The organism is Vitiosangium sp. GDMCC 1.1324, assembly GCF_003044305.1.
Taxonomy (GTDB): Bacteria; Myxococcota; Myxococcia; order Myxococcales; family Myxococcaceae; genus Archangium.
In genome coordinates, this window is record NZ_PZOX01000002.1 from 284,527 (window position 1) to 305,112 (window position 20,586).

At 68.7% G+C, this 20,586-nt stretch carries 17 protein-coding genes; 11 read left to right on the forward strand and 6 right to left on the reverse strand.

Annotation, left to right across the window (positions count from 1 at the left end; all coding sequences use genetic code 11):
• Positions 1-4: 4 nt before the first annotated feature.
• A complete protein-coding gene (locus DAT35_RS05655; protein WP_108065867.1) occupies positions 5-967 on the forward strand; it encodes a ketopantoate reductase family protein in 963 nt (320 codons plus the stop codon).
• Between the two features lie 78 nt (positions 968-1,045).
• Here the strand turns inward: DAT35_RS05655 and DAT35_RS05660 are convergent, their stop codons facing one another.
• On the reverse strand, positions 1,046-3,115 hold the full coding sequence (locus DAT35_RS05660; RefSeq protein WP_108065868.1) for a lipoxygenase family protein: 2,070 nt from the start codon (positions 3,113-3,115) through the stop codon (positions 1,046-1,048).
• A 193-nt stretch (positions 3,116-3,308) separates the two neighbouring features.
• Here DAT35_RS05660 and DAT35_RS05665 point away from each other — a divergent pair, with 193 nt between their 5' ends.
• Complete coding sequence (locus tag DAT35_RS05665; protein ID WP_233261316.1) at positions 3,309-4,037, forward strand: hypothetical protein; 729 nt, start codon at positions 3,309-3,311, stop codon at positions 4,035-4,037.
• Between the two features lie 93 nt (positions 4,038-4,130).
• Here the strand turns inward: DAT35_RS05665 and DAT35_RS05670 are convergent, their stop codons facing one another.
• Complete coding sequence (locus tag DAT35_RS05670; protein WP_108065869.1) at positions 4,131-4,391, reverse strand: hypothetical protein; 261 nt, start codon at positions 4,389-4,391, stop codon at positions 4,131-4,133.
• A 38-nt stretch (positions 4,392-4,429) separates the two neighbouring features.
• Positions 4,430-5,275, reverse strand: a complete 846-nt coding sequence (locus tag DAT35_RS05675; protein WP_233261317.1) for a lipoxygenase family protein — start codon at positions 5,273-5,275, stop codon at positions 4,430-4,432.
• Positions 5,276-5,385: 110 nt separating this feature from the next.
• On the opposite strand from DAT35_RS05675, the gene DAT35_RS59815 reads away from it, so the two are divergent.
• The 7 genes from DAT35_RS59815 to DAT35_RS05710 all read left to right on the forward strand — a co-directional run bounded on the left by DAT35_RS59815 (position 5,386) and on the right by DAT35_RS05710 (position 16,116).
• On the forward strand, positions 5,386-5,910 hold the full coding sequence (locus DAT35_RS59815; protein ID WP_108065871.1) for a hypothetical protein: 525 nt from the start codon (positions 5,386-5,388) through the stop codon (positions 5,908-5,910).
• A gap of 237 nt (positions 5,911-6,147) precedes the next feature.
• Positions 6,148-6,789, forward strand: a complete 642-nt coding sequence (locus DAT35_RS05685) for a hypothetical protein (RefSeq protein WP_108065872.1) — start codon at positions 6,148-6,150, stop codon at positions 6,787-6,789.
• 44 nt (positions 6,790-6,833) lie between these two features.
• Positions 6,834-7,439: an HD family hydrolase gene (locus DAT35_RS05690; RefSeq protein ID WP_108065873.1), complete on the forward strand. Its 606-nt coding sequence runs from the start codon at positions 6,834-6,836 to the stop codon at positions 7,437-7,439.
• 50 nt (positions 7,440-7,489) lie between these two features.
• On the forward strand, positions 7,490-9,292 hold the full coding sequence (locus DAT35_RS05695) for an OPT family oligopeptide transporter (protein WP_158501566.1): 1,803 nt from the start codon (positions 7,490-7,492) through the stop codon (positions 9,290-9,292).
• A 5-nt stretch (positions 9,293-9,297) separates the two neighbouring features.
• A complete protein-coding gene (locus DAT35_RS05700) occupies positions 9,298-13,170 on the forward strand; it encodes a serine/threonine-protein kinase (RefSeq protein WP_108065875.1) in 3,873 nt (1,290 codons plus the stop codon).
• A gap of 144 nt (positions 13,171-13,314) precedes the next feature.
• Complete coding sequence (locus DAT35_RS05705) at positions 13,315-14,712, forward strand: hypothetical protein (protein ID WP_146209582.1); 1,398 nt, start codon at positions 13,315-13,317, stop codon at positions 14,710-14,712.
• 15 nt (positions 14,713-14,727) lie between these two features.
• Positions 14,728-16,116: a serine/threonine-protein kinase gene (locus tag DAT35_RS05710; RefSeq protein WP_108065877.1), complete on the forward strand. Its 1,389-nt coding sequence runs from the start codon at positions 14,728-14,730 to the stop codon at positions 16,114-16,116.
• Here the strand turns inward: DAT35_RS05710 and DAT35_RS05715 are convergent.
• Complete coding sequence (locus DAT35_RS05715; protein WP_108065878.1) at positions 16,106-17,482, reverse strand: sigma 54-interacting transcriptional regulator; 1,377 nt, start codon at positions 17,480-17,482, stop codon at positions 16,106-16,108. The genes DAT35_RS05710 and DAT35_RS05715 overlap by 11 nt on opposite strands.
• A 115-nt stretch (positions 17,483-17,597) precedes the next feature.
• On the opposite strand from DAT35_RS05715, the gene DAT35_RS05720 reads away from it, so the two are divergent.
• Entirely contained in the window at positions 17,598-18,701 is a 1,104-nt protein-coding gene (locus DAT35_RS05720; protein ID WP_108065879.1) for an alpha/beta fold hydrolase, read from the forward strand.
• Between the two features lie 11 nt (positions 18,702-18,712).
• Here the strand turns inward: DAT35_RS05720 and DAT35_RS05725 are convergent, their stop codons facing one another.
• Positions 18,713-19,399: an endonuclease V gene (locus DAT35_RS05725; protein ID WP_108065880.1), complete on the reverse strand. Its 687-nt coding sequence runs from the start codon at positions 19,397-19,399 to the stop codon at positions 18,713-18,715.
• 195 nt (positions 19,400-19,594) lie between these two features.
• On the opposite strand from DAT35_RS05725, the gene DAT35_RS05730 reads away from it, so the two are divergent.
• Entirely contained in the window at positions 19,595-19,960 is a 366-nt protein-coding gene (locus DAT35_RS05730; RefSeq protein WP_108065881.1) for a hypothetical protein, read from the forward strand.
• 54 nt (positions 19,961-20,014) lie between these two features.
• Here the strand turns inward: DAT35_RS05730 and DAT35_RS05735 are convergent, their stop codons facing one another.
• A complete protein-coding gene (locus tag DAT35_RS05735) occupies positions 20,015-20,443 on the reverse strand; it encodes an imm11 family protein (protein ID WP_369945125.1) in 429 nt (142 codons plus the stop codon).
• Positions 20,444-20,586: the final 143 nt, after the last annotated feature.

The following is a 20,586-nucleotide window of genomic DNA, read 5'->3' on the forward strand; positions in this document are numbered from 1 at the left end:
CCCCATGAGCGAGAACCCCAGGGTCCTGCTGGTCGGCGCGGGAGCCGTTGGCCAGGTGTTCGGGAAGTACCTCCAGGCGGCTGGCTGCGAGCTCTCCTTCCTCCTCAAGGACAGGTACGCGGAGGAGGCGCGCCGGGGCTACACCCTCTATGAGCTCAGCCTCCTCGAGCGCGGCTACGAGCCCGAGGCGTTCTCCGGCTTCGAGGTTCACCTCTCGATGCGGGAGGTGGCGGAGCAGCGCTGGGAGCAGGTCTGGCTCTGCGTCTCGTCGACGGCGCTGCGTGCGGGAGGCTGGGTGGGCGAGCTCGCCCGAGCCACGGGGGAGGCCACCTGGGTCATGCTCCAGCCCGCGCTCGATGACCGCGACTGGCTGCTGCAATGGGTGCCCGCGGAGCGGCTCGTCTCCGGAATGATTCCCTTCCTCAGCTTCCACGCGCCCTTGAAGCCCGGAGACCCGGTCCCCAAGCCGGGCACGGCCTTCTGGATGCCGCCGATGTCCCGAGGCCTGTTCAGCGGCCCCCCGGAGCGCCTCGAACAGGTCGTCCGAACCCTGCGCGCCGGCGGGTATCCCGCCAGCCGCACCCGGGATGTGTCACGCGCCGCGGCGATCCCCACCGCGGTGCTCACCGTCTTCGTGCAAGGATTGGAAGCAGCGGGCTGGAGCTTCGAGCGGTTCCGCCAGAGGGACTCGCTGGAGCGGGTCGTTCCCGCCGCGCGGGAGGCGGTCCAGATCGCGGCATGGCGCACGAAGTGCAGCCCCTCCGCCGTCCTGTCGCTCCTGCGCCCACTGCTGTTCAAGCTGCTCCTGCCGATCGCCTCGCGCGTCGCCCCCATCGACCTGGAGACCTATCTGAGGGTCCACTTCACCAAGGTCGGAGACCAGACCCGGGCGATAATGCGGACGTACGTGGACCTGGGCAGGAGCGCGGGACTGCCGGTCGAGCACCTCCAGTCCCTCTCCCGCTGAGGGGCTTGTCCGCGACTGCATCCCAGCCGGGCCACGAGCACCCACCGGCCTCGTGGCCCACGTGCTGGGAGCGGTGCCTCAGATGTTGATGCTCTGCGGAATCTCCGAGGGCAGCAACGTGCGGTACGGGATGCGGTGCAGGTTGCGCCGCGCGATGATCGACTCCGCCTCCTCGAGCCGCTGCTGGAAGGACTTCAAGGACGCACGCACGCGCGGGTCCTGGAAGTACGACGTGGCCGAGTAGCGGTCGTATGCCCCGAGCCGGGTGAAGTACAGCTTGCCCAGCAGCTCCATCAGGGTCTGCTGCATGAAGGACTGCTGCAGGGGCGGCATGTACGCCAGGAGTGCGTCGACGTTCGCCGGCTGGGACGCCAGCGCCGCGGTGGGCGCGGGAGCATACGCAGCCAGGGGCAGCGAGGGCGTATAGGACATGACGTACGACTGGGGGAAGTTCACCGTGGCGTGCTGCGCGCTGCCGGTGAAGATTATCATCGTCACCAAGTCAGCGAGGTAGGCGAGCGTGCGGATGGCGCCGTCCTGGCCGATATCCTGGAGCCCGCCGCCCTGCTCGGAGGTGAGCTCCGCCAGCCATGCCTGCAGCTCGTAGTCCTGCGCCACGTCCTCATCCGAGCCGTAGTAGAGCGACAGGTAGTCCACGACCCAGCCGTGGATGGAATCCCAGATGAGCTTGCCATCATCGCGGTAGGGGTAGTCTGGGAGCGCCTCGGCGTCGTCCACGCCGCGAGCGGCGAGCGAAAGCGGGAACAGTTCGTGGTTGAACTGGAAGCGCAGCACGGCGTCCACGGCGAGCTGCGTGGAGGCCTGGATGCTGCCCGGCAAAAGCCTGTCGACGAAGCCTTGGGGGGCGATGAGGGACTCGACCGCGGCGTTGTTGATGGCCAGCGTCCCCTGGAAGTGGGGCGTGAGCAGCACGTTGAGCGGGTGCTCCGGCGCGAGCTGCCGCGCGGTGGCCATGACGAAGGCCTCGACGAGCAGGTGGGTCAATCCCAGATGGCTGATCATCTCGTGGTAGTAGCCATCGGCCACCTGGACGAAGAGCCGGGCCACCTGCCAGCCCAGACCATCCTTGGGCGTGAAGATGGGATTGGAGGCGCCGGGCTGCTGCGTGCACTGGATGGCCACTGCCCGCAGCAGGCGATCCGGCGAGCCCGCCTTGGGCACCGCGAAGAGGGCCAGAGGCGAGGTGAAGTACTTCTGCGTCGGGTAGGTGCCCGCCTGCACGCCCTCGAGCACCTGGTAGTCCGCGAGGTACAACCGTCCTTCCTTGCCAGCCACCTCCAGGCTGTCGTCCTCGCCCATCACCAAGCGGTAGTGGGCATCCGTGACGGGGAAGCGCGAGTCCGGAGCCGTGATGCGCCGGATGACCACCGGGTTGGGACCGGCGACCCGCAGACGCGCGAACATCAGGTCATCCAGCGCCACGCCCGCATCCCGAGGGAGTGGGAGGAGCTGGAACTGCGCCTGGTACGAGGACAGGCCCGACGCCTGGCCGTAAAGGCCCACGTACCGCAGGAACAGCTCGAAGATTTCACTCACCAGGAAGTGGAGGAGCTCGCCGAGCGTGGACTTCAGGTTCTCACCAAACTGATCCAGCGACTCGGGGAGCGCCGGGTGGGCACCATGGATGTCGGATGGGGTGAGGTGACTCGCCGAGCCGCCCCCACTCCCACCCGGGCTGAACCGCGCCGTCACCGCGCCCACGGCGGCCTGAACGGTGCTCGCCACTTCGTGGGCCACCGAGGTGTTCTTCGCGGACAGGACGTGCGTCTGGTCGAAGATGCGCGACAGGTTCAGGTGGTGGGCCTTGAGCTGGAGGTAGGCCTCCTCGACCTTGGAGAGCTCCTCGTCCCCGACGCTCGATTCATTCGGCTGGTTCGACGGGCGTGCATCGAAGATGCGCGAGCCGATGGAGATGAGATTGGCGGTGATGCCCAGGGCCTGGTTCAGCGTCCCGAGGCCCCAGATGAAAGAGAAGTTCTGGCCCTTGGGAAGCGGCGCCTGCGCGACACCGAGCGGCTGGACGCGGGTGTCATGGTCGTAGATGTATTGACTCTGAAGAGTGCTCAGCTCCTGCTTCCGTTGCTGCTGCTGGGACGGCGAGTCCTTCTGGGGCAGCGAGGGAATCATTCGGAATTCCAGTGGGCGCTCGAGCGCCCGGAACGACGAGGTGAAGCCCCAGGAGAGTCAACGGCGCTGGGGCGCACGCATTGTGAAGCGCCGCGAGCCTGGGAAGCTAGTCCCCCCTTCCCAGAGTTGTGCTGGTGCCGGGGCCCAGGTAATAGGGCTCCACGAGCGCGAGGCAGCACATAGACTGGGCCCCATGAAGCAGCGACTTCTACCCCTGGTTCCGCTCCTGGTCGGCCTTGCGTGCTCATCGCCCAAGCCCATCGATCCCCGGGTCTGGCGGCCCACGTCCAACGATAGGGCGGAGTACATCCCGGGGCCTCTGAAGAGCTTTGGCTCGTTCGATAACCCCTCGGACGCACTGAAGGCGGCCTGCCCGCTGATCCTCTCGAAACCGAACGCGACCGTCGGCCACCTCCAGGAGAGAGACCCCGAGCTGGCCGTGCGAGTCGCCACCGAATACTGCGCCTGGCTCTACTACACCCCAGAGCACAAGTACGAGCTGAGCATGCTGACGGACCAGGAAGAGCCAGGCGATGCATTACATGGAACAGCCAGCTGCCTGCTCACTCCAAACGTAGATGACCCCCGATACCCGCCAGACGCCATCAAATACATCTTCTTCCTCCACAACCATCCCTTCGCAAGCGACCTCTCCGACAAAGACATCTATACAGCAGCGGCAATGGCCAACGCCCACGAACTGGTTGCAGAAGCTGGAACCAAGAAGATCCCCTTGTCCGCCATAGCATTCTTCTCGAACTCAAAAGACGAACAGCACCCCACATGTGATGGCTTTTATCAATACATCCCGGCGACGAGCGAATTGCTGAAATGGCTCAACGCCGAGGGGGACTGGCGGAAAGAGAAGATTGGCAGAGTCAACTGGATCAGCGCCACGAAATTCATCATCATGAAGGAGTGACATGTTCTCCAAGCGCAACTCTTTCGAGGACACGCCATGAAGATACGCTGGGTCTCCCTCGTCCTCGCCGTTTCGCTACTGGGGTGCGGATACCTACAGGGCCTGTTTTCTCATCGCGAGCCGGTGGAGGACGACAAGTCCATCCTCTTCCCAGAATTCTTCGCGCGTGCTCCTGTTGAGGTCGGTGCACATGGCGAGACATATGAACTGGACGGCGAAATGCTCCGAGCCCTTGTCATTGCCTCCAATGACTATACGCCCCCAGACGCCAAAAACCTGCCATGCGCCGACAGGCAGGAGGCACAGTTCTACCGGGTCATTCGCCAGGGAAACATCATCTTCGTCCTCATCCACGAAAACTTCACATACTGCGGTCGAAAATACCCAGTGCATCATTCCGGCATGAGGTATGCCATCAGTACCGACGGCCGGATTCTCCGACGACTCCTGGAAGAGCAACCCGATCGCCCCATCGAGCCGGAAACGCCAGATGACGGAGGCCGATGGATCAGCGCCGAACCCGGCGTCTCCTCTGAATTCGACGCCATCTGGAACCCGCCGCGGGACGGGGGAACCGTCCCTCCGGCCACAGACGGTGGATCGCCCATCCCAGATGGAGGCTCGTCCGGAGCAGACGCGGGATGACGGCTGGAGCCGATTCTCCAGATGGCGCGGTACGATGGCGGACCACGCAGACCAAGGCCGCTGCTCCCATCTCCCGCCTCCAGGGCCGGCGCACACTCCCGCTCATTGAGGCGTACTTCGAGCTCAACCACCTCAAGCAGCACGTTGAGCGGGTGCTCCGGCACAAGCTGCCGCACGGTGGCCATGACGAAGGCCTCGACCAGCAGGTGGGTCAGTCCCAGATGGCTGATCATCTCGTGGTAGTAGCCATCGGCCACCTGGACGAAGAGCCGGGCCACCTGCCAGCCCAGACCATCCTTGGGCGTGAAGATGGGATTGGAAGCACCGGGCTGCTGCGTGCACTGGATGGCCACTGCCCGCAGCAAGCGATCCGGCGAGCCCGCCTTGGGCACCGCGAAGAGAGCCAGAGGCGAGGTGAAGTACTTCTGCGTCGGGTAGGTGCCCGCCTGCGCGCCCTCGAGCACCTGGTAGTCCGCGAGGTACAGCCGTCCTTCCTTGCCAGCCACCTCCAGGCTGTCGTCCTCGCCCATCACCGAGCGGAACTGGGCCTCGGTGACGGGGAAGCGCGAGTCCGGAGCCGCAGGTTCACGCATTGTGAGGCGCAGCGAGCCCGGGAAGCTAGCCCCCCCTCTCCAGAGTTGCTGGTGCCGGGGCCCAGGTAATAGGGCTCCATGAGCGCGAGGCAGCACATAGACTGGGCCCCATGAAGCAGCGACTTCTACCCCTGGTTCCGCTCCTGGTCGGCCTTGCGTGCTCATCGCCCAAGCCCATCGATCCCCGGGTCTGGCGGCCCACGTCCAACGATAGGGCGGAGTACATCCCGGGGCCTCTGAAGAGCTTTGGCTCGTTCGATAACCCCTCGGACGCACTGAAGGCGGCCTGCCCGCTGATCCTCTCGAAGCCGAACGCGACCGTCGGCCACCTCCAGGAGAGAGACCCCGAGCTGGCCGTGCGAGTCGCCACCGAATACTGCGCCTGGCTCTACTACACCCCAGAGCACAAGTACGAGCTGAGCATGCTGACGGACGTGCCAGCACCAGGGAGCGCTCTGCAAGGAGAAGCAACCTGCCTGCTTCCTCCGAATGTGGACGACCCTCGATACGCGCCGAGCAGCATCAAATACATCATCCTCCTCCACAACCATCCTTTCTCGAGCGAGATCTCCAAACCGGACGTCAATTTCGCCATTGCCATGGCGAATGCACATGCACTGACTGCAGATGCGTGAGGTAGAACAATCCCTCTCTCTGTTGTCGCGTTCTTCTCCAATTCGAAAGACAGCCAGACCCCCACCTGCGATGGCTTCTACCAATACATTCCAGCAACCAGTGAGCTGCTGAAGTGGACAAACACGGCGGGCGAATGGGAGAAAGAGAAGATTGGCACGGTCAGATGGACCAGTGACAACGAGCCCGCCATCATCAGAGAATAGCACCTTCCTACCAAACTCTTTCGAGGACACCACATGAAGATACAAAGGGTTTCTCTCGTGCTCGCCGTCTCGCTCCTGGGATGCGGGTACCTGGGAAGCAGACTCCCTTTCCAGACACCGTCAGAAGACGACGAGTCCATTGCCTTTCCAGAATTCTTCGAACATGTTGCTGTCAAGGTCGGTGCGAAAGGTGAGCCGTACGAACTGGACGGCGAGATGCTCCGGGCCCTTGTCATTGCCTCCAATGATTATCTTCCCTCAGACGACAGGGACCTGCCTTGTCCGAGCAGGAAGGAAGCGTACGTCTACCGGGTCATCCGCCAGGGAAGCATCATCTTTGTCTTGATCAACTGGAACTACGCATATTGCGGCTACCAATACCCACCAGGGCTGGGCGAGGGCATGATGTACGCCATCAGTGCAGACGGCCGCATTCTCCGACGCCTTGTGGAGGGCACGCCCTCGGGCCCCATCGAGCCGGAAACGCCCGATGCCGGACGCCGACGGATCAAAGCCGAGCCCGGCGTCTCCTCTGAATTCGAAGCCATGTGGAACTCACGGCGGGACGGGGGAACTGCTCCCACACTCCCACTGTTCCCGCCCGCTCTACTTCCAGCCAAGGACGGCGGATCCGCTGTCCCGGATGGGGGTTCCTCCGGAGCAGATGCGGGATGACAGCTGGAGCCGCTTCTCCAGTTGGCGCGGTACGATGGTGGCCCATGCAGACCAAGGCCGCTGCTCCCATCTCCCTCCTCCAGGGTCGGCGCACCCTCCCGCTCATCGAGGCATACTTCGAGCTCAACCACCTCAAGCAGCTCTTCCGGCAGGGATGGTTGCGCGTCGGCCTCTCGCGCGAGCGGTGTGAGAGCGTCGCCGAGCACTCGTTCGGCGTGGCGCTGCTGTGCATGTTCCTCGCCGACAGCTACTTCCCCGAGGCGGATGTCACCAAGGTGGTGCGAATCGCGCTGCTGCACGACCTCGGCGAGGCCTATGCCGGAGACATCACCCCTCATGACAAGGTGAGCCGCGAGGAGAAGCTCCAACGCGAGCGCGAGGCCGTGGAGCGCATCCTCGCCAAGTTGCCCCGTGGCGCCGAGTACCTCGCGCTGTGGGAGGAGTATGAGCACGGCACCTCCTTCGAGGCCCGGCTCGTGCGCCAGGTGGACCGGTTGGAGATGGGCCTGCAAGCCACCGTCTACGAGCACCAGGGCGCGGGGGACCTCTCGCAGTTCTTCGCCTCCGTGCACAAGGCGCTCGAGACGCCCGAGCTGAAGGCGGTGCTCGCCGAGCTCGAGACGTTGCGCCCCGTACGACCTGGCGCATAGGGGTCACGTCGAAACACCCGCCCGTCCCGGGGTATCCTGGCGCCATGCGGGTGGGCGCTGCGAGAGACGAAGCCGAGGCGACACCAGTCACCTCCGAGACGAACACGCCACGAGCCGGTGTCCCCCCTCCGGCACTCACCTGGCGCGCGCTCGGGCTCGGCAGCCTCATCGGCGCGCTCATGTGTCTGTCCAACCTCTACGTGGGGTTGAAGACGGGCCTCGCATTCCCCGCCGCCCTCATCGCCTGTGTCGTCGGGCTCGGCGCGCAGCGGGCCCTCCTGCGGCTGAGTCCCTCGCGCTTCGGGCCCGCGCTCAGCCTCCAGGAGACGAGCGCCATGCAGTCGGCCGCCTCCTCGGCCGGCTACTCCACCGGGGGGACGATCGTCACCGCCAGCGTGGGCTACCTGCTGCTCGCCGGCCACCACCCCCCTGCCTGGGCCCTGCTGCTGTGGACGCTGCTCGGCTCGGCGCTCGGCGTCGTGCTCGCCCTGCCCATGCAGCGCGCCTTCATCCGCCGCGAGCCCCTGCCCTTTCCCTCGGGGATGGCCGCGGCCTCGGTGGCGCGCTCGTTCCACGCTGGAGACGAGGCGGGCCGGCGCGGGGCTCGGGCTCTCGGTGTGGGTGCGCTCGGGGCGGGGCTGCTGGCGTTCGCTCGCGACGGGCTCCAGTGGCTCCCCGCCACGCTCGCCCTGCCCGGGGCCCTGCTCGGCGTGCCCATGGCGAGCCTGTCCTTCTCCCTGGACCTGACGCTGATGCCGCTGGGCACCGGGGCGCTCGTGGGATTGCGTGTCGGGGCCTCGATGCTGCTCGGCGCGCTCGTGTGCTTCGGCGGGCTCGCGCCCTGGATGCACCAACACGGGCTGCTTGCTCAGACGGGATTCTTCGGCATCCTCGAGTGGAGCATGTGGCCCGGTGCGGCGCTGGTGACGAGCGCCTCCTTCACCCACCTCCTTCTCCAGCGCGGGCTGCTGCGCCGCACGTTCAGCGCGCTGTTCGGCGCGAGCAAGGCTCCAGACGAGGTGCCCGATGCCGCGGATGTACCCCGCTCGTGGTTCCTCGCCGGGACGGCGCTGCTCTCCCTGGGGCTCGTGACGGTGGGCGCGGTGGCCTTCGGCGTTCCGTTCCCGCTCGGGCTGCTGGGTGTGCTGCTCTCCTTCGCGCTCGCGGCGGTGGCCTGCCGGGCCACGGGTGAGACGGACATGACGCCCACGGGACCCCTGGGACAGGTGGCGCAGCTCGCCTTCGGCATCCTCATGCCAGGCAACACCCTGGCCAACACCCTCGCCGCGGGCCTCTCCGGCAACGTCGCCTCCGCCAGCGCGGACCTCCTCACCGATGTGAAGGCGGGTTACCTGCTCGGCGTTCAGCCCCGGCAGACCTTCCTGGCGCAGCTCTGGGGCTGCGTCGTCGGCTCGGCCCTCATCGTCCCCGTCTTCTACCTGCTGGTGCCGGACAGCTCGGCCATCTCCGAGGACCGCTTCCCCGCGCCCGCGGGATTCTTCGTGGCCGGAGTGGCACGCGTGCTCTCCGCGGGCCTGGGGAGCCTGTCGGAGCCGGCGCGCTGGGGCATCGGGGTGGGCGCACTCCTCGGCGTGGTGCTCGTGCTCCTCGAGCGTTTCGCCCCCGAGCCCACGCGGCGCTTCATCCCCTCGCCCATCGCCCTGGGGCTCGCCTTCGCGCTGCCGGCGTCCATGTCGCTGTCCATCTTCCTGGGCTCGGCGGCCGCGGCGCTCCTGGCCCGCGCGAAGCCGGCGTTCTCCGAGGCCATCACCGTGCCCCTGGCCTCGGGGCTCATCGCGGGAGAGAGCTTCGTGAGCCTCGTCGCCCTGCTCGTCCTCAGCGCGCCTTCCTGAAACCCATGCGCTGCCCCACCTGTCACCGCCGGCTCGGCCCGGGCGCGGCCTGTCCCCTGGATGGACCGTGCGCACCAGAGCCCTCCGACTCGCTGGTCCCGAGCGGAGCACCCCCGCGAGCCCCCGCGGGCTACACACTCGGAGCCCTGCTCGGAGCGGGGGGGGCGGGACAGGTATATGCCGCCCGCCGCGAGGTGGATGGCCGCACGGTGGCGCTCAAGCTCGGAGGCCCCGGCACCCGGGAGCGATTCCTGCGCGAGGCCGAGGCCCTCCAGCGTCTGGGCGCACCGGACGCCCCCGCGTTCATCGACGCGGGTGAGGTGGAGGAGCGCCCCTTCCTCGCCATGGAGCGGCTGGAGGGAGAGACGCTGGCCGAGTGGATGGCGCGTCAGCCCGGGAATGGAGCCGCGCGCCAGGAAGAGGCGCTCGGGTGGGCGCGGCAGGTGGGCGAAGTGCTCGGCCGCGTCCATGCCGCGGGGCTCGTCCACCGGGACCTCAAGCCGGAGAACATCTTCCTGCGCACCGGTGGCACGGTGGCCCTCCTGGACTTCGGTCTCGCCCGGGTCCATGAGGAAGCGGGCGCGCTGAGCCTGACCCGGGCCGGGCAGAAGCTCGGCACCGTGCATTACATGGCACCCGAGCAGTGCCAGGACGCACGCCACGCGGATGCTCGCGCGGATGTCTACGCGCTCGGGGTCATCCTCTTCGAGTTGCTCACAGGCCGCCCTCCCTTCATCGGAGAGGCCACGGACGTGGTCCGAGGGCACCTCACCCTGCGGCCTCCGCGCCCCTCCTCGCTCACGCCCCTGCCTCCAGACGTGGAGGCTCTCGTGCTCCGCTGTCTCGCCAAGGAGCCCCAGGCCCGCTTCGAGGACGGAGCCGCTCTGGTCCGCGCCCTTCGCGAGGTCGAGGAGGTGCTCGCGAGGGGTGAATCGCCTCGCATCGGGCCCGGACCGGTGGAGCCCGTGCCCTCCCCATCCGCCGGGCCCTCCGTCTCCAGCATCCGCCGCGTCGCGCTTCTCGCCGTGAGGCTGCGCACCACGGCCCGCGAAGTGCTCGAGCGAGTCTCCCCCGAGGGCGGTGCCCTGGGCCGACTCCAGGGAGAAGACTGCATCGTCACCTTCCACGAGCACCCCTCTCCCACGGTAGGCCTGCGCGCCGCGGTGCGTGCCGCGCGTGGCCTGCTGGGCGCGGGGCTCGTCCACGGCACGATGTTGCATGTCGCCGAGCTGCGGGTACGCCCCGGCCGCTCGGGGACCCGGCTCGTCGGTGCGGCGCTCGAGAGACCCGAGTCCTGGTGGGAGACTGGCTCGGAACCGGCCGTGCACCTGACGGCCGAGGCCGCCGCGCTCCTCTCGTCCCAGGAGGTGCTCACCTCCAGCCCTGGCCGCTTCACGCTCGCGGAGCGCGCTCCCCCCTCTGATTCGGACGAGGCTTCCCGGGAGACACCGCTTCCGTTGATGGGTCGCGAGGAGTTCCTGGCCGCGCTGTCCACGACCGCGCGCCAGTCGCTCACTGGACGGGTGCCGTGCCTCAGCCTCCTGGAGGGCGATCCGGGCCAGGGCAAGACGCGCCTGCTGGCCGCACTCGCCGACTCGCTCGCGGAGGAGCCGGTGCTCGTGCTGACGCTCCGGGCCCCGGCGCCCGACATCACCCAGGAGCCGCTCTCCATCCAACTCGAGCGCACACTCGAGGGGCTCGGTGTCACCCCATCTCCCATTCCGCGCGGCGGCGAGGCGGCGGTGAGACTCGGGACCTGGCTGAGGGCACTGGCCCGGGAGCGGCCCGTCGCACTCCTCATCGACGATGCGCACCAGACGGACGCCCTCTGTCTGGATGCACTGGAGCGCGCCACGCTCGGAGGTGAGCCGCTGCCGCTGTGGGTCTGCCTCGCCACGCCGCCGGAGCTGCGCATGTTGCGGCCCCACCTGGGTGAGCGCGCCGCTCGCACCACCCTGCACTCGGTGCCGCCGCTGTCCTCCTCCGCCGCGCGAGCGCTGCTGCGCGAGTTGCTGCGGCCCGTGGAGTTCATCGCCGAGCCGGTGCTCGCGCACCTCGAGGCCCTGGCGCAGGGCAACCCGCTGGCGCTCGTCGAGCTGGTGCGCGCCCTGCGCGAAACAGGTGCCGTGAGGCCCGATGCCCGGAGTGGAACCTGGGTGCTCGCCCCGGACGAACTGCCGCGCGACGCCATCACCACCCCCTTCGAGCGCGTGGTGCACCGCGTGCGCTCCACGCTGCCCCAAACCTCGCGCCTGCTGGCCTCGCTGTGCGCCGTACTGGGCGAAGCACTGTCCGTGGAGGAGGTGGAGGCGGCCCAGCACGCGCTGGAGCCAGCGGAGGAGCCGGCGCGGGAGCTCGCGGCGCTCGACGCGGGCTCGGGGCTGGAGCGCCTCACCCGCGCGGGCGTGCTCGAGGCCCTGGGCCACGGACGCTATGGTTTCCGCCACCGCCTGCTGCGAGACGCACTCAAGGCGGACACCTCGGCTCCCCTCCGGCGGGCCCTGCACCGGGCCGCCCTCCAGTCGCTCCTGGCGCGCGGAGCGGCACCGGAAGCCCCGGACCTCCCCGCCCCCCGGTTGCGGCGCCTGGCCGAGCACGCCGCCGCCTGCGGAGAGCACGGCCTCGCGAGCCGGGCCTTCCTCTCGTTGGGCGAGCGCGCCCGGGCCGCCCACCGGGACGTAGAGGCGGAGCAGGCCTACAGTGCCGCGCTCGCGCACCTGCCGGAAGAAGCCCACCCGCTGCGAGAGCAGGCCCTGGGCGGACGAGGCCGCGTACGCAGCCGCACCCAGCGCTTCCGCGAGGCCACCGAGGACCTGGCCGCCGCACGCGCGCTCGCCGATGCGCGGGGGGACGACGCGGCGGTGGTGGACCTGCTGCTCGCGGAGGCGACGCTGCACGACTGGCTGGAGCGGCCCGAGGACTCGCAGCGCGCCGCCGAGCAGGCCTTCCTCCGGGAGGACCGGCTCACCGACGCACGGCTGCGGCTGCGGTGCGCGCTGGCTCGGGGCCGGCACCACGCACGCGAGGGCCGGTGGCCCGAGGCGGTGGAGGTGCTCGTCCCCGCCGTCACCGAGTCCGAGCGGCTGGAAGACTTCGAGTCGGAGGCCATCGGCCGGCTGGTGCTCGGCGTGGCGCTCACCTTCCTTCAACGGGTGGACGAGGCGGCCGCGTGTTTCGAGCGGGTCATCTCCCGGGGACGGGAGCGGGGGGACCTGCTGCACGTGGGCACGGCGCACACCAACCGCGTGCTGCTGTGGTTGAGGCAGCAATCCGTGGAGCGGGCGCTGGAGGACCTGGAGCAGGCGGTGCGGGTGGCGCGCGAGCTGGGCCACGTGCAGCTCGAGCGGTGGGCCTCCTTCAACTTCGCCGAGGTGCTGCACTGGAGTGGCCGGGACGAGGAGGCCCTGCCCCATGCCCGGCGGGCCCAGGCGCTCGGCGAGCGCTTCTTCGGCGAGGCCCCGGTGGCCCTGGACGCGGTGCTCGTCGCCCGCATCGCCGCGGTGCTGGGTGACTCGGCCCTGGCGCGTGAGAGCCTCACGTGGGTGGAGCGCCGCGTCCCGCCCGAGCGCCAGGCGCCGGTGACACGCGTGCAGGTGCGCCTCGTCGAGCGGCTCCTGGCCCGCACCGGACATGCCCCCAGCCCGGAGGAGCTCACCGCCTGGCGGGTGCTCCTCGACGAGGCCGCGCCCGTGGCCTCGGATGACGAGGCCCTGGAGTTCCTCGTACAGGCCCTCGACACCGCCCTCGCCGCGGGCGACCCCGAACAGGCGCGGACGTGGTGGAACGAAGCCCGGCAGCGGGCTGCTGGAGCCCCCATCTGGGCCCCCCGCCTGGCCGCCCTGGAGACCCGGTTCGCTGCAGCCCCCGAGCGGTTGTGAACGGCCAGGCTACAACCGCGGCCGGGGGAGAACGGGGAGGCCACAACGGGGAGGCCACAAGAGAGGAAGGGCTCGCGGGTACCCTCCCATCGAAAGCCGTAGGCCTGGGATTTGCTGGAAGGCCGGGCACGCGGAGGAACACCCATGCCTGACATGAACACGACACCCTCTCTCGGCCGCCTGCTCGCGGCGCTCGCCCTGCTGGGGCTCACCTGGACCGGCGAGGCCCGCGCCGAACCCGACGACTCCGGCAGCGAAATCCGCTGGGGCAACGGAGGAAAGAAGGACGCCTTCCTCTACAACGCGCTCTCCACCAACCACCAGGCCAACCCCGTCATGGTGTCGGTGCCGCTCAAGGACGAGTACTACGCCTCGACGACGCCCGCGGTGGAGTTGCGCTACCAGCTCGAGGATCCGAACGCCCGGGAGTTCATGAAGTACCTCGTGTCCTGCGCGCTCGAGAAGGGCCAGACCTTGAGTTACAAGGACCGGCTCGGTGAAGCCCATACCTGGGAGGGAGCGATCGGCCTGTGCCCCGAGTGGGCCAAGGACAAGGCCTCGGAGTCCTGTCAGAAGTGGGTGTCCGCCTGCATCCTGGCGCGCGTCAATGCGTATGGCTATCGCGTGCAATTGATGATGCGGGGCGAACACCCGTCAGCCCCGGGCCTCACGCCCAGGCCCACGGTCATGACCGACCCCGTCCTGCGCTACACCCGGACCCGCGTCGAGAGCCTGCTGCGCTGCAACGCCGCAGCGCCGGGCGCGTCCCGCGACTGCGGCTACGAGTTGAGTCAAAGAGAGCCCCAGAATCCGCTGGCGGCGGGGAGCGTGGGGAGCTGCAAGCCCGGCATGGACGTGGAGCTGGGCGTCTCCGATTGGAGCGGTTCGAACATGGTGTTCCGGGTCTGCGAGGGACTCAGCGCCTGTGACTCGGCCTCCTCCCTGGCCGAGTCGGAAGACCCCTGGGGCCCTGCGCCCACCGCGCGGTTCTCCTGCCCCAGGACCGGGACCTTCAACGTCATGATGGCCCCCTATGACCCCAGGGCGGGATGGGGAGAACTGAAGCTCAAGTCCCTCACCTCCGCCGCCGAATATCCCGCGCCTGAACCGGAGGTCTTCAAGACTCGCGAAGGAGCCTTCTTCGGGACGCTCTTTGGACCCAACGCGGTGTCGCCCAAGCTCAACATCTATGTGGACGAGGGGGGCAACGTTCACCGGTCGGTCAATTACGTGCAGGGCTCCGTCTATCCAAAGATGTATGCATGCAATGACCCGATGTGGACGAACGCCGAGGCCTACACCACCAACCGGCTGTGCGCCCTGATGGGCCAGAACTGCATGGCGCAGCCGCTCGGCGACTGTGCCAATTTCGCCAAATGCAGCATGGCGAAAGACAACGACCACTACGCGTCGTGCGTGGGCGGAGATGGGAATACCTATCCAGAAGTCATCACGACGTTCCTCCACCGGCCCTGTGACGTCGTGCATGACCCGCAGGCCTGCGGGCACAAGTACTATCCCGCGCCTCCCGCCAACAAATAGGACCCCGAGAACCGGATGATACGCGAGCCCACTCCCCCAGGCGGAAGCCGTCCCCTGTCCCTCTACGGCGAGGAGCTCGCGCCGGGCGCGCGTGTCGGGGGGTTCAGCGTCGAGGAAGTATGGCACCGGGGCGTGGTGGCGGTGCTCTACCGGGCGAGGGACGAGCGGAGCGGGGCGCCGGTGGCGCTGAAGGTGATGCGGCCGCAGTACGCCTCGTCCGAGAGCGCGCTGCGCCGCTTCGACCAGGAGTGCCGGATGCTGGAGCAGCTCGCACACCCGAACCTCGTGCGGGTGTTGGAGTCGGGTGAGCTGCGCGATGGCCGGCCCTGGCTGGCGATGGAGTGGCTGGAGGGACGGGACCTGGAGGCCGAGCTGGCCGCGCGAGGCCCCTTCCCTCCCCGCGAGGCCCTCCGAATGCTCGAGCCAGTGGCCTCCGCGCTCGGGGCGGCGCACGCGCTCGGCATCGTGCACCGGGACATCAAGGCGCAGAACGTGATGGTGCGCCCGGGCGAGGGCGGAGCACCGCACGTCACGCTGGTGGACTTCGGCATCGCCAAACTGCTGGACCCGGGGCAGCGCAGCATCTCGCTGACGACGACCGGGGTGACGGTGGGGACACCGGTGGCGATGGCGCCCGAGCAGATTCTGCGGGGCCCGGTGGACGCGCGCACGGACCTCTACGGGCTCGGGGTGCTGCTCTACCAATTGCTCACCGGGCGGCTGCCTTTCCGCGCCAGCAGCCAGGCCGAGCTCGAGGAGCTCCACCTGCACGCGCCACCGCCCGCGCCCAGCCACATGGCCCCGGTGCCGGGCGCACTGGACGCCGTGGTGAAGCGGTGTCTGGCCAAGCGGCCCGAGGATCGCTACCCGGACACGGCGGCGCTGATGGAGGACCTGCGGCGTGCGATTGAACCGTCCGCGCCACCCGCGGGCCGGACACGGGGACTCGGACTCTACCTGTGCGCCCGCCCCAAGGCCGGTGAGGACGCGGACGACGCCACGCTCGATGCGCTCGACCGGGTACTCGACTCCGCGCGAGACGGGCTCACCCGGAGGGGGCTGGCCCTCATGGTGGAAGGAGCGGACTTCCTGTTGGCCGCCACGCCCCTGCCTCCGGATGCGCCGGCCGCTCGCGCACGGAGGCAGGAGGTGCTCGAGGCGCTCGGCATGCTGTGGCCCGAGCTGGAGCGCCTGGCGGCCGGAGCGAACCTCCACCTCGAGGCGATGCTCCACGTGGCCGAGGCGGTGGTGGAGCCAGGCCTGTCCGGAGAGCCGCGGGTGGTGGACGGGCCGCTGCTGCGCGAGGGCAAGTGGACCGCGGGCGTGGGGCGGGCGGGAGTGTTCGCCACCCACGAGGTGCTCGAAGGGCTCGCGCCCGGGCTGGCCGAGCCCGTCAGGGCTTGAGGTTGTGCCGGCGCATCAACCGGTAGAAATAGACGCGGTCCATCTGCGCCTCGGCGGCGGCCTGGGCCACCTTGCCCTGGTGCCGCTCCAACAGCGACTGGAGGTAGCGCCGCTCGAACTCGTCGATGGCGCGCCGCCGGGCCTCCGGGTAGGGCAGCGCCGAGAGCGAGGGCGGCACATCCCACGCGGTGCCCTCCTCCTCGCTCAGGGGCATGGCCTCCTCGAACACGAGGCAGCGCTCGAGGTAGTTGCGCAGCTCGCGCACGTTGCCGGGCCAGGCGAACTGTTGCAGCCGGGAGATGAACTCGGGGGTGCGCAGCGGCTCGAGCCGCTCCGGGTCCGCGCCCGCGCTGGTGAGGAGCTGCTCGGCGATGAGGGGGATGTCCTCGGGGCGCTCGCGCAGGGCGGGCAGGGAGATGCGCACCACCGCGAGCCGGAAGAAGAGGTCCGAGCGGAAGCGGCCCGCGTTCACCTCGGCGCGCAAGTCCCGGTGGGTGGCGGCGATGATGCGCACGTCCACCGGCACATGGGTGTTGGAGCCCACGCGGCGAATCTGCCGCTCCTCGAGCACGCGCAGCAGCTTGGCCTGGAGCTCCAGCGGTATCTCGCCAATCTCATCGAGGAAGACGGTACCGCCCTGGGCCTCCTCGAAGGCACCGATGCGCCGGGCGGCCGCGCCGGTGAAGGCGCCCTTCTCGTGGCCGAACAGCTCGCTCTCCAGGAGGTTGGCGGGAATGGCACCGCAGTCGACGATGAGAAAGGGCTTGTCGCGGCGGGCACTGGCCTGGTGGATGGCCTGGGCCGCCTGACTCTTGCCGGTGCCCGTCTCGCCCTCGAGCAGCACGGTGGCGTCGGTCCCGGCGGCGCGCTCCATGCGGGCGAAGCAGGCGCGCATGGCCACCGAGCTGCCCACCAGACCCCCGAGCCGCGTCGTCTCGGACAGGGAGAGCTTGTTGCGCTCGGGGCTGAAGTCGAAGCGCACGGTGGCTCGGCCCAGCCGCAGCAGACTGCCTCCGCGCAGGAAGCCCTCCACCACCTGCACCCCATCCACGATGACGCCGTTGAGGCTGTCGAGGTCGCGCACCCGCGCGCCGTCCTTGCCGATGCGCACCTCGCAATGGAAGCGCGACACCGTCTCATCCTCGAGCACCAGGTCATTGAGCGGGTGCGAGCCGATGGAGCAGCGATCCGCGCCGGACTCCCACACGCGGCCGGGTGCCGGGCCCTCGACGACGGTGAGGCGGAAGCGGCGCACCGAGGCGGGCTCCATCCCGCGCCGGACTCCATGAGGGCGGGTGACCTGAAGCCCACCCTCCGGGTTTTCCGCACCGGGTGCCTCTTCCTCCTTGCGGTCCGTCGCGCTCATCGGCGTCAAGGTACCACGGCCTCGCCTCTCGCTCCCTCTTCTGCCCCAGGTGCAAGCCAACAGCGGGATGGGACGGTCTGCTCCGTGACTAGCTTTGGAGCCGAGGAGGAGTGCCATGGAACGTTCGACCCGACGCATCCTCGCCGGGGCGGGAGTGGGACTGCCGCTCATGGCCCTGGGCGCCCGGCTGCTGACCCGTCGGGGCTCCACGCCCCCCATCCAGGATGAGTGGGGACGGCCCCAGCTCGAGGGCATCGCCTCGCTGGAACGCGTCCGGCTGGGAGGCGTGGACCAGTGGCTGCTGATGCGGGGGCGGAGCGTCCACAATCCGCTGCTGCTCTACCTGTCGGACGGACCCGGGTGCTCGGAGATGGCCTTCGTGCGCCGCTTCAACGCGCCCCTGGAGGAGCACTTCCTCGTCGTCCAGTGGGACCAGCGCGGCGCCGCCAGGTCTTACGCGGCCCTGAAGAGCCAGGACGAGCTCACGCTGGAGCAGTTCGTCTCGGATGCCAGCGAGCTGCTCGAGCTGCTGACCAGCCGCTTCTCGCAGGAGAAGGTGTTCCTCGTGGGCCATGGGTGGGGAAGCATCCTCGGGGTGCTGCTGGCCCAGCGCCGCCCCGAGCGGCTCCATGCCTATATCGGCACGGGCCAGCGGGTGAACTTCCTGGAGAACGACACCCTCAGCCACCTGCGCGCGTACGAGCTGGCGCTCCGGTACGGAGACACCCAGGCCATCGAGCGGCTGAAGCGCCTCGGCCCGCCGCCCTACACCGGCCCGGACATGACCCGGCGGTACCTGACCCTCGCGACGCTCGCGAGCCACCACACCGGCCGCAAGAACGCCTCCTCCGAGATGCTCTCCGCGCTGCTCAAGGCGCCCGAGTACTCGCTGCGCGACAAGGTGAACTTCTTCCGGGGGCCGTTGGCGACGTTCCCGAGGGTGTACCCCCAGCTGGCCGACCTGGACCTGGAAGCAGAGGTGCCCCGGCTGGAGGTGCCCGTGTGGTTCCTGCTCGGGCGCGAGGACTACGTGACGCCCTCGGAGATCGCCGCGCGCTACTTCGACAAGCTGGAGGCATCGCGCAAGACGCTCCTGTGGTTTGAGCACTCGGGACACTCCCCGCTCTTCGAGGAGCCGGAGAAGTTCAACGCCATCCTCGACCAGCAGGTGCGCGCCCTGCTGAGTGAGGAGAGGTCCGCGGAGGCCCTGCTCCACTGAGCGCCTCCGCGCTACGCGCGCCGGGCCGAGCGGCGCACGTCGTTCACCAGGCGGTGCGCATGGCGCGTCGTCTCGGGCTCGCGGTAGCGAGAGGTCATGCGCAGCACCAGCGCGACCGCGGTGGGCAGGTCCATCAGGTGCCCGGGTGACACGTAGACAGGCAATACGTTGCGGCGGGTGCGCACCGCCCGGCCGATCACCTCCCCCTCATCGAGGATGTCGACCACCGAGCCGCGCTCCGCGCCCAGCGGCCCGTGCCTGCCCACCAGGAGCGACTTGGCACACCCGATGGAGGGCACGCCGAACAGCAGCCCGCCATGACACGCGAGGCCGAAACGGCGGGGGTGCGCGGTCCCCTGCCCGTCGAAGATGAGCACGTCCGGCCGGACGTCCAGACGGGCCCAGGCCTCGGACAGCACCGGCAGCTCGCGGAAGGACAGCAGACCCGGCACATAGGGGAAGGTGAGCGATACCGCGGCACTCGCCTGGGCTACTGGCGCCAGCGTCCCCGCGTCCAGCACCACGAACCCTCCGTAGGCCGTGACATCCCCACGACCCATGGAGATGTCCGCGCCCGCCACCCGCTCCACCTTCAACCCGGGTGGCGGACGCAACACCAGACGCCCCCGCAGCTCGCGCTGAAGCGCCACCGCCTGCTTCGGTGACAGGTCCCATCGGTGCAGCGGCTCGAGTTCCATTCCATCTCCGAGGCAATGCGCGACCCTCTCTTCGAGGTCAACCGCGCCATATGACCTCGGAGATTATGTCGCCCGGAGGCCGGGGTACATCCAACTCGTCACGAAAGCGCGATTTCGCTGATACTGAGAGTGAACCCCTGGAAACGGTCCCCCGGCAGTGCGGGTCCAGACACGCCCAGATTCCCGGAGCACTCCATGAAGAACGTGAAGCCCGCCGTGCTGGCCGCTGTATTCGTGACGCTCGGACTGCTGAGCGGATGTGGCCCCGCCACCGCGCCGGAGACAGGCGCACCTGGGACACAGCCGGCCGTCGTGGGAGAGGTGTCGCAGCCCATCTGCGAGATGGCGGACTGCTTCACCGACAGCGATTGCCCGCCGTGTCCGGGCTCGAGCGTGAGCTGCAACGGAGGCGTGTGCGAGTCCACCCCGACTGGAGGCGGGGGCGGAGGGGGTGGTGGCGCCTACTGCGAAGGGGCGGACTGCATCGAGGACTCGGACTGCGTCGCTTACTGCCACGGCACGGCCTCTCCGTGGTGCAACAACGGCGTCTGCGCGCCCTGAGCTCCGTGGGGCAGAACAGGTGGCGGGGCCGCTGAGGCCCCGTCGTCTCCCGCCTCACACTTCGATGAAGCGCGTGCCGGTGATGCCTTCCTGCTCCATGGCCTGCTTGAGATCCTCGGAGACGATGAGGGCCACCGGCCAGCCCCAGGGGCGGAAGATACGGGCATCCCCTACCTTCGTAGGGTCGATGCGCATGCCCGCGACGACCCGGTACTCACCCACCTTCTCCGGCTGTCCATCCTCCGGCTTCCAGTACCGCACCTCCTCGCATCTGGCGTCGTCGATGCACCGGATGATTCGTAGGGGATTGAGGATGAAGTAGGGCTCCGGGTGGGCCTCTACTCGAGTTGGGATGAACTGCACTTCTCGGACACCCAACCTCTCGAAGAGCTGGATGAAGCGTTCGTTGACCACGAGGATGCTGAAGGCGGCCCAGCAGAAATCCAGCGAGAGACCGGGAATGTCGAGCGGAAATCGCGGCACGCATCCCAACTCCAGCACTCGCCCCTCCTCAAATTGCCAGGGGTCGAGTTCCTGCCCGTGCTCATCAACAGGGCATCCCAGATGCCACCGCGACTGGAGTCGCCTATCGTCCATCAGCTTGTAGTACCGGGGCATGAGCCTCA

Excerpts from the sequence above, each read along its gene's own strand:
- DAT35_RS05655 (WP_108065867.1), top strand. The coding sequence starts at position 5 with ATGAGCGAGAACCCCAGGGTCCTGCTGGTCGGCGCGGGAGCCGTTGGC.
- DAT35_RS05660 (WP_108065868.1), bottom strand. The coding sequence starts at position 3,115 with ATGATTCCCTCGCTGCCCCAGAAGGACTCGCCGTCCCAGCAGCAGCAA.
- DAT35_RS05665 (WP_233261316.1), top strand. The coding sequence starts at position 3,309 with ATGAAGCAGCGACTTCTACCCCTGGTTCCGCTCCTGGTCGGCCTTGCG.
- DAT35_RS05675 (WP_233261317.1), bottom strand. The coding sequence starts at position 5,275 with ATGCGTGAACCTGCGGCTCCGGACTCGCGCTTCCCCGTCACCGAGGCC.
- DAT35_RS59815 (WP_108065871.1), top strand. The coding sequence starts at position 5,386 with ATGAAGCAGCGACTTCTACCCCTGGTTCCGCTCCTGGTCGGCCTTGCG.
- DAT35_RS05685 (WP_108065872.1), top strand. The coding sequence starts at position 6,148 with ATGAAGATACAAAGGGTTTCTCTCGTGCTCGCCGTCTCGCTCCTGGGA.
- DAT35_RS05690 (WP_108065873.1), top strand. The coding sequence starts at position 6,834 with ATGCAGACCAAGGCCGCTGCTCCCATCTCCCTCCTCCAGGGTCGGCGC.
- DAT35_RS05700 (WP_108065875.1), top strand. The coding sequence starts at position 9,298 with ATGCGCTGCCCCACCTGTCACCGCCGGCTCGGCCCGGGCGCGGCCTGT.
- DAT35_RS05705 (WP_146209582.1), top strand. The coding sequence starts at position 13,315 with ATGCCTGACATGAACACGACACCCTCTCTCGGCCGCCTGCTCGCGGCG.
- DAT35_RS05710 (WP_108065877.1), top strand. The coding sequence starts at position 14,728 with ATGATACGCGAGCCCACTCCCCCAGGCGGAAGCCGTCCCCTGTCCCTC.
- DAT35_RS05715 (WP_108065878.1), bottom strand. The coding sequence starts at position 17,482 with ATGAGCGCGACGGACCGCAAGGAGGAAGAGGCACCCGGTGCGGAAAAC.
- DAT35_RS05720 (WP_108065879.1), top strand. The coding sequence starts at position 17,598 with ATGGAACGTTCGACCCGACGCATCCTCGCCGGGGCGGGAGTGGGACTG.
- DAT35_RS05725 (WP_108065880.1), bottom strand. The coding sequence starts at position 19,399 with ATGGAACTCGAGCCGCTGCACCGATGGGACCTGTCACCGAAGCAGGCG.
- DAT35_RS05730 (WP_108065881.1), top strand. The coding sequence starts at position 19,595 with ATGAAGAACGTGAAGCCCGCCGTGCTGGCCGCTGTATTCGTGACGCTC.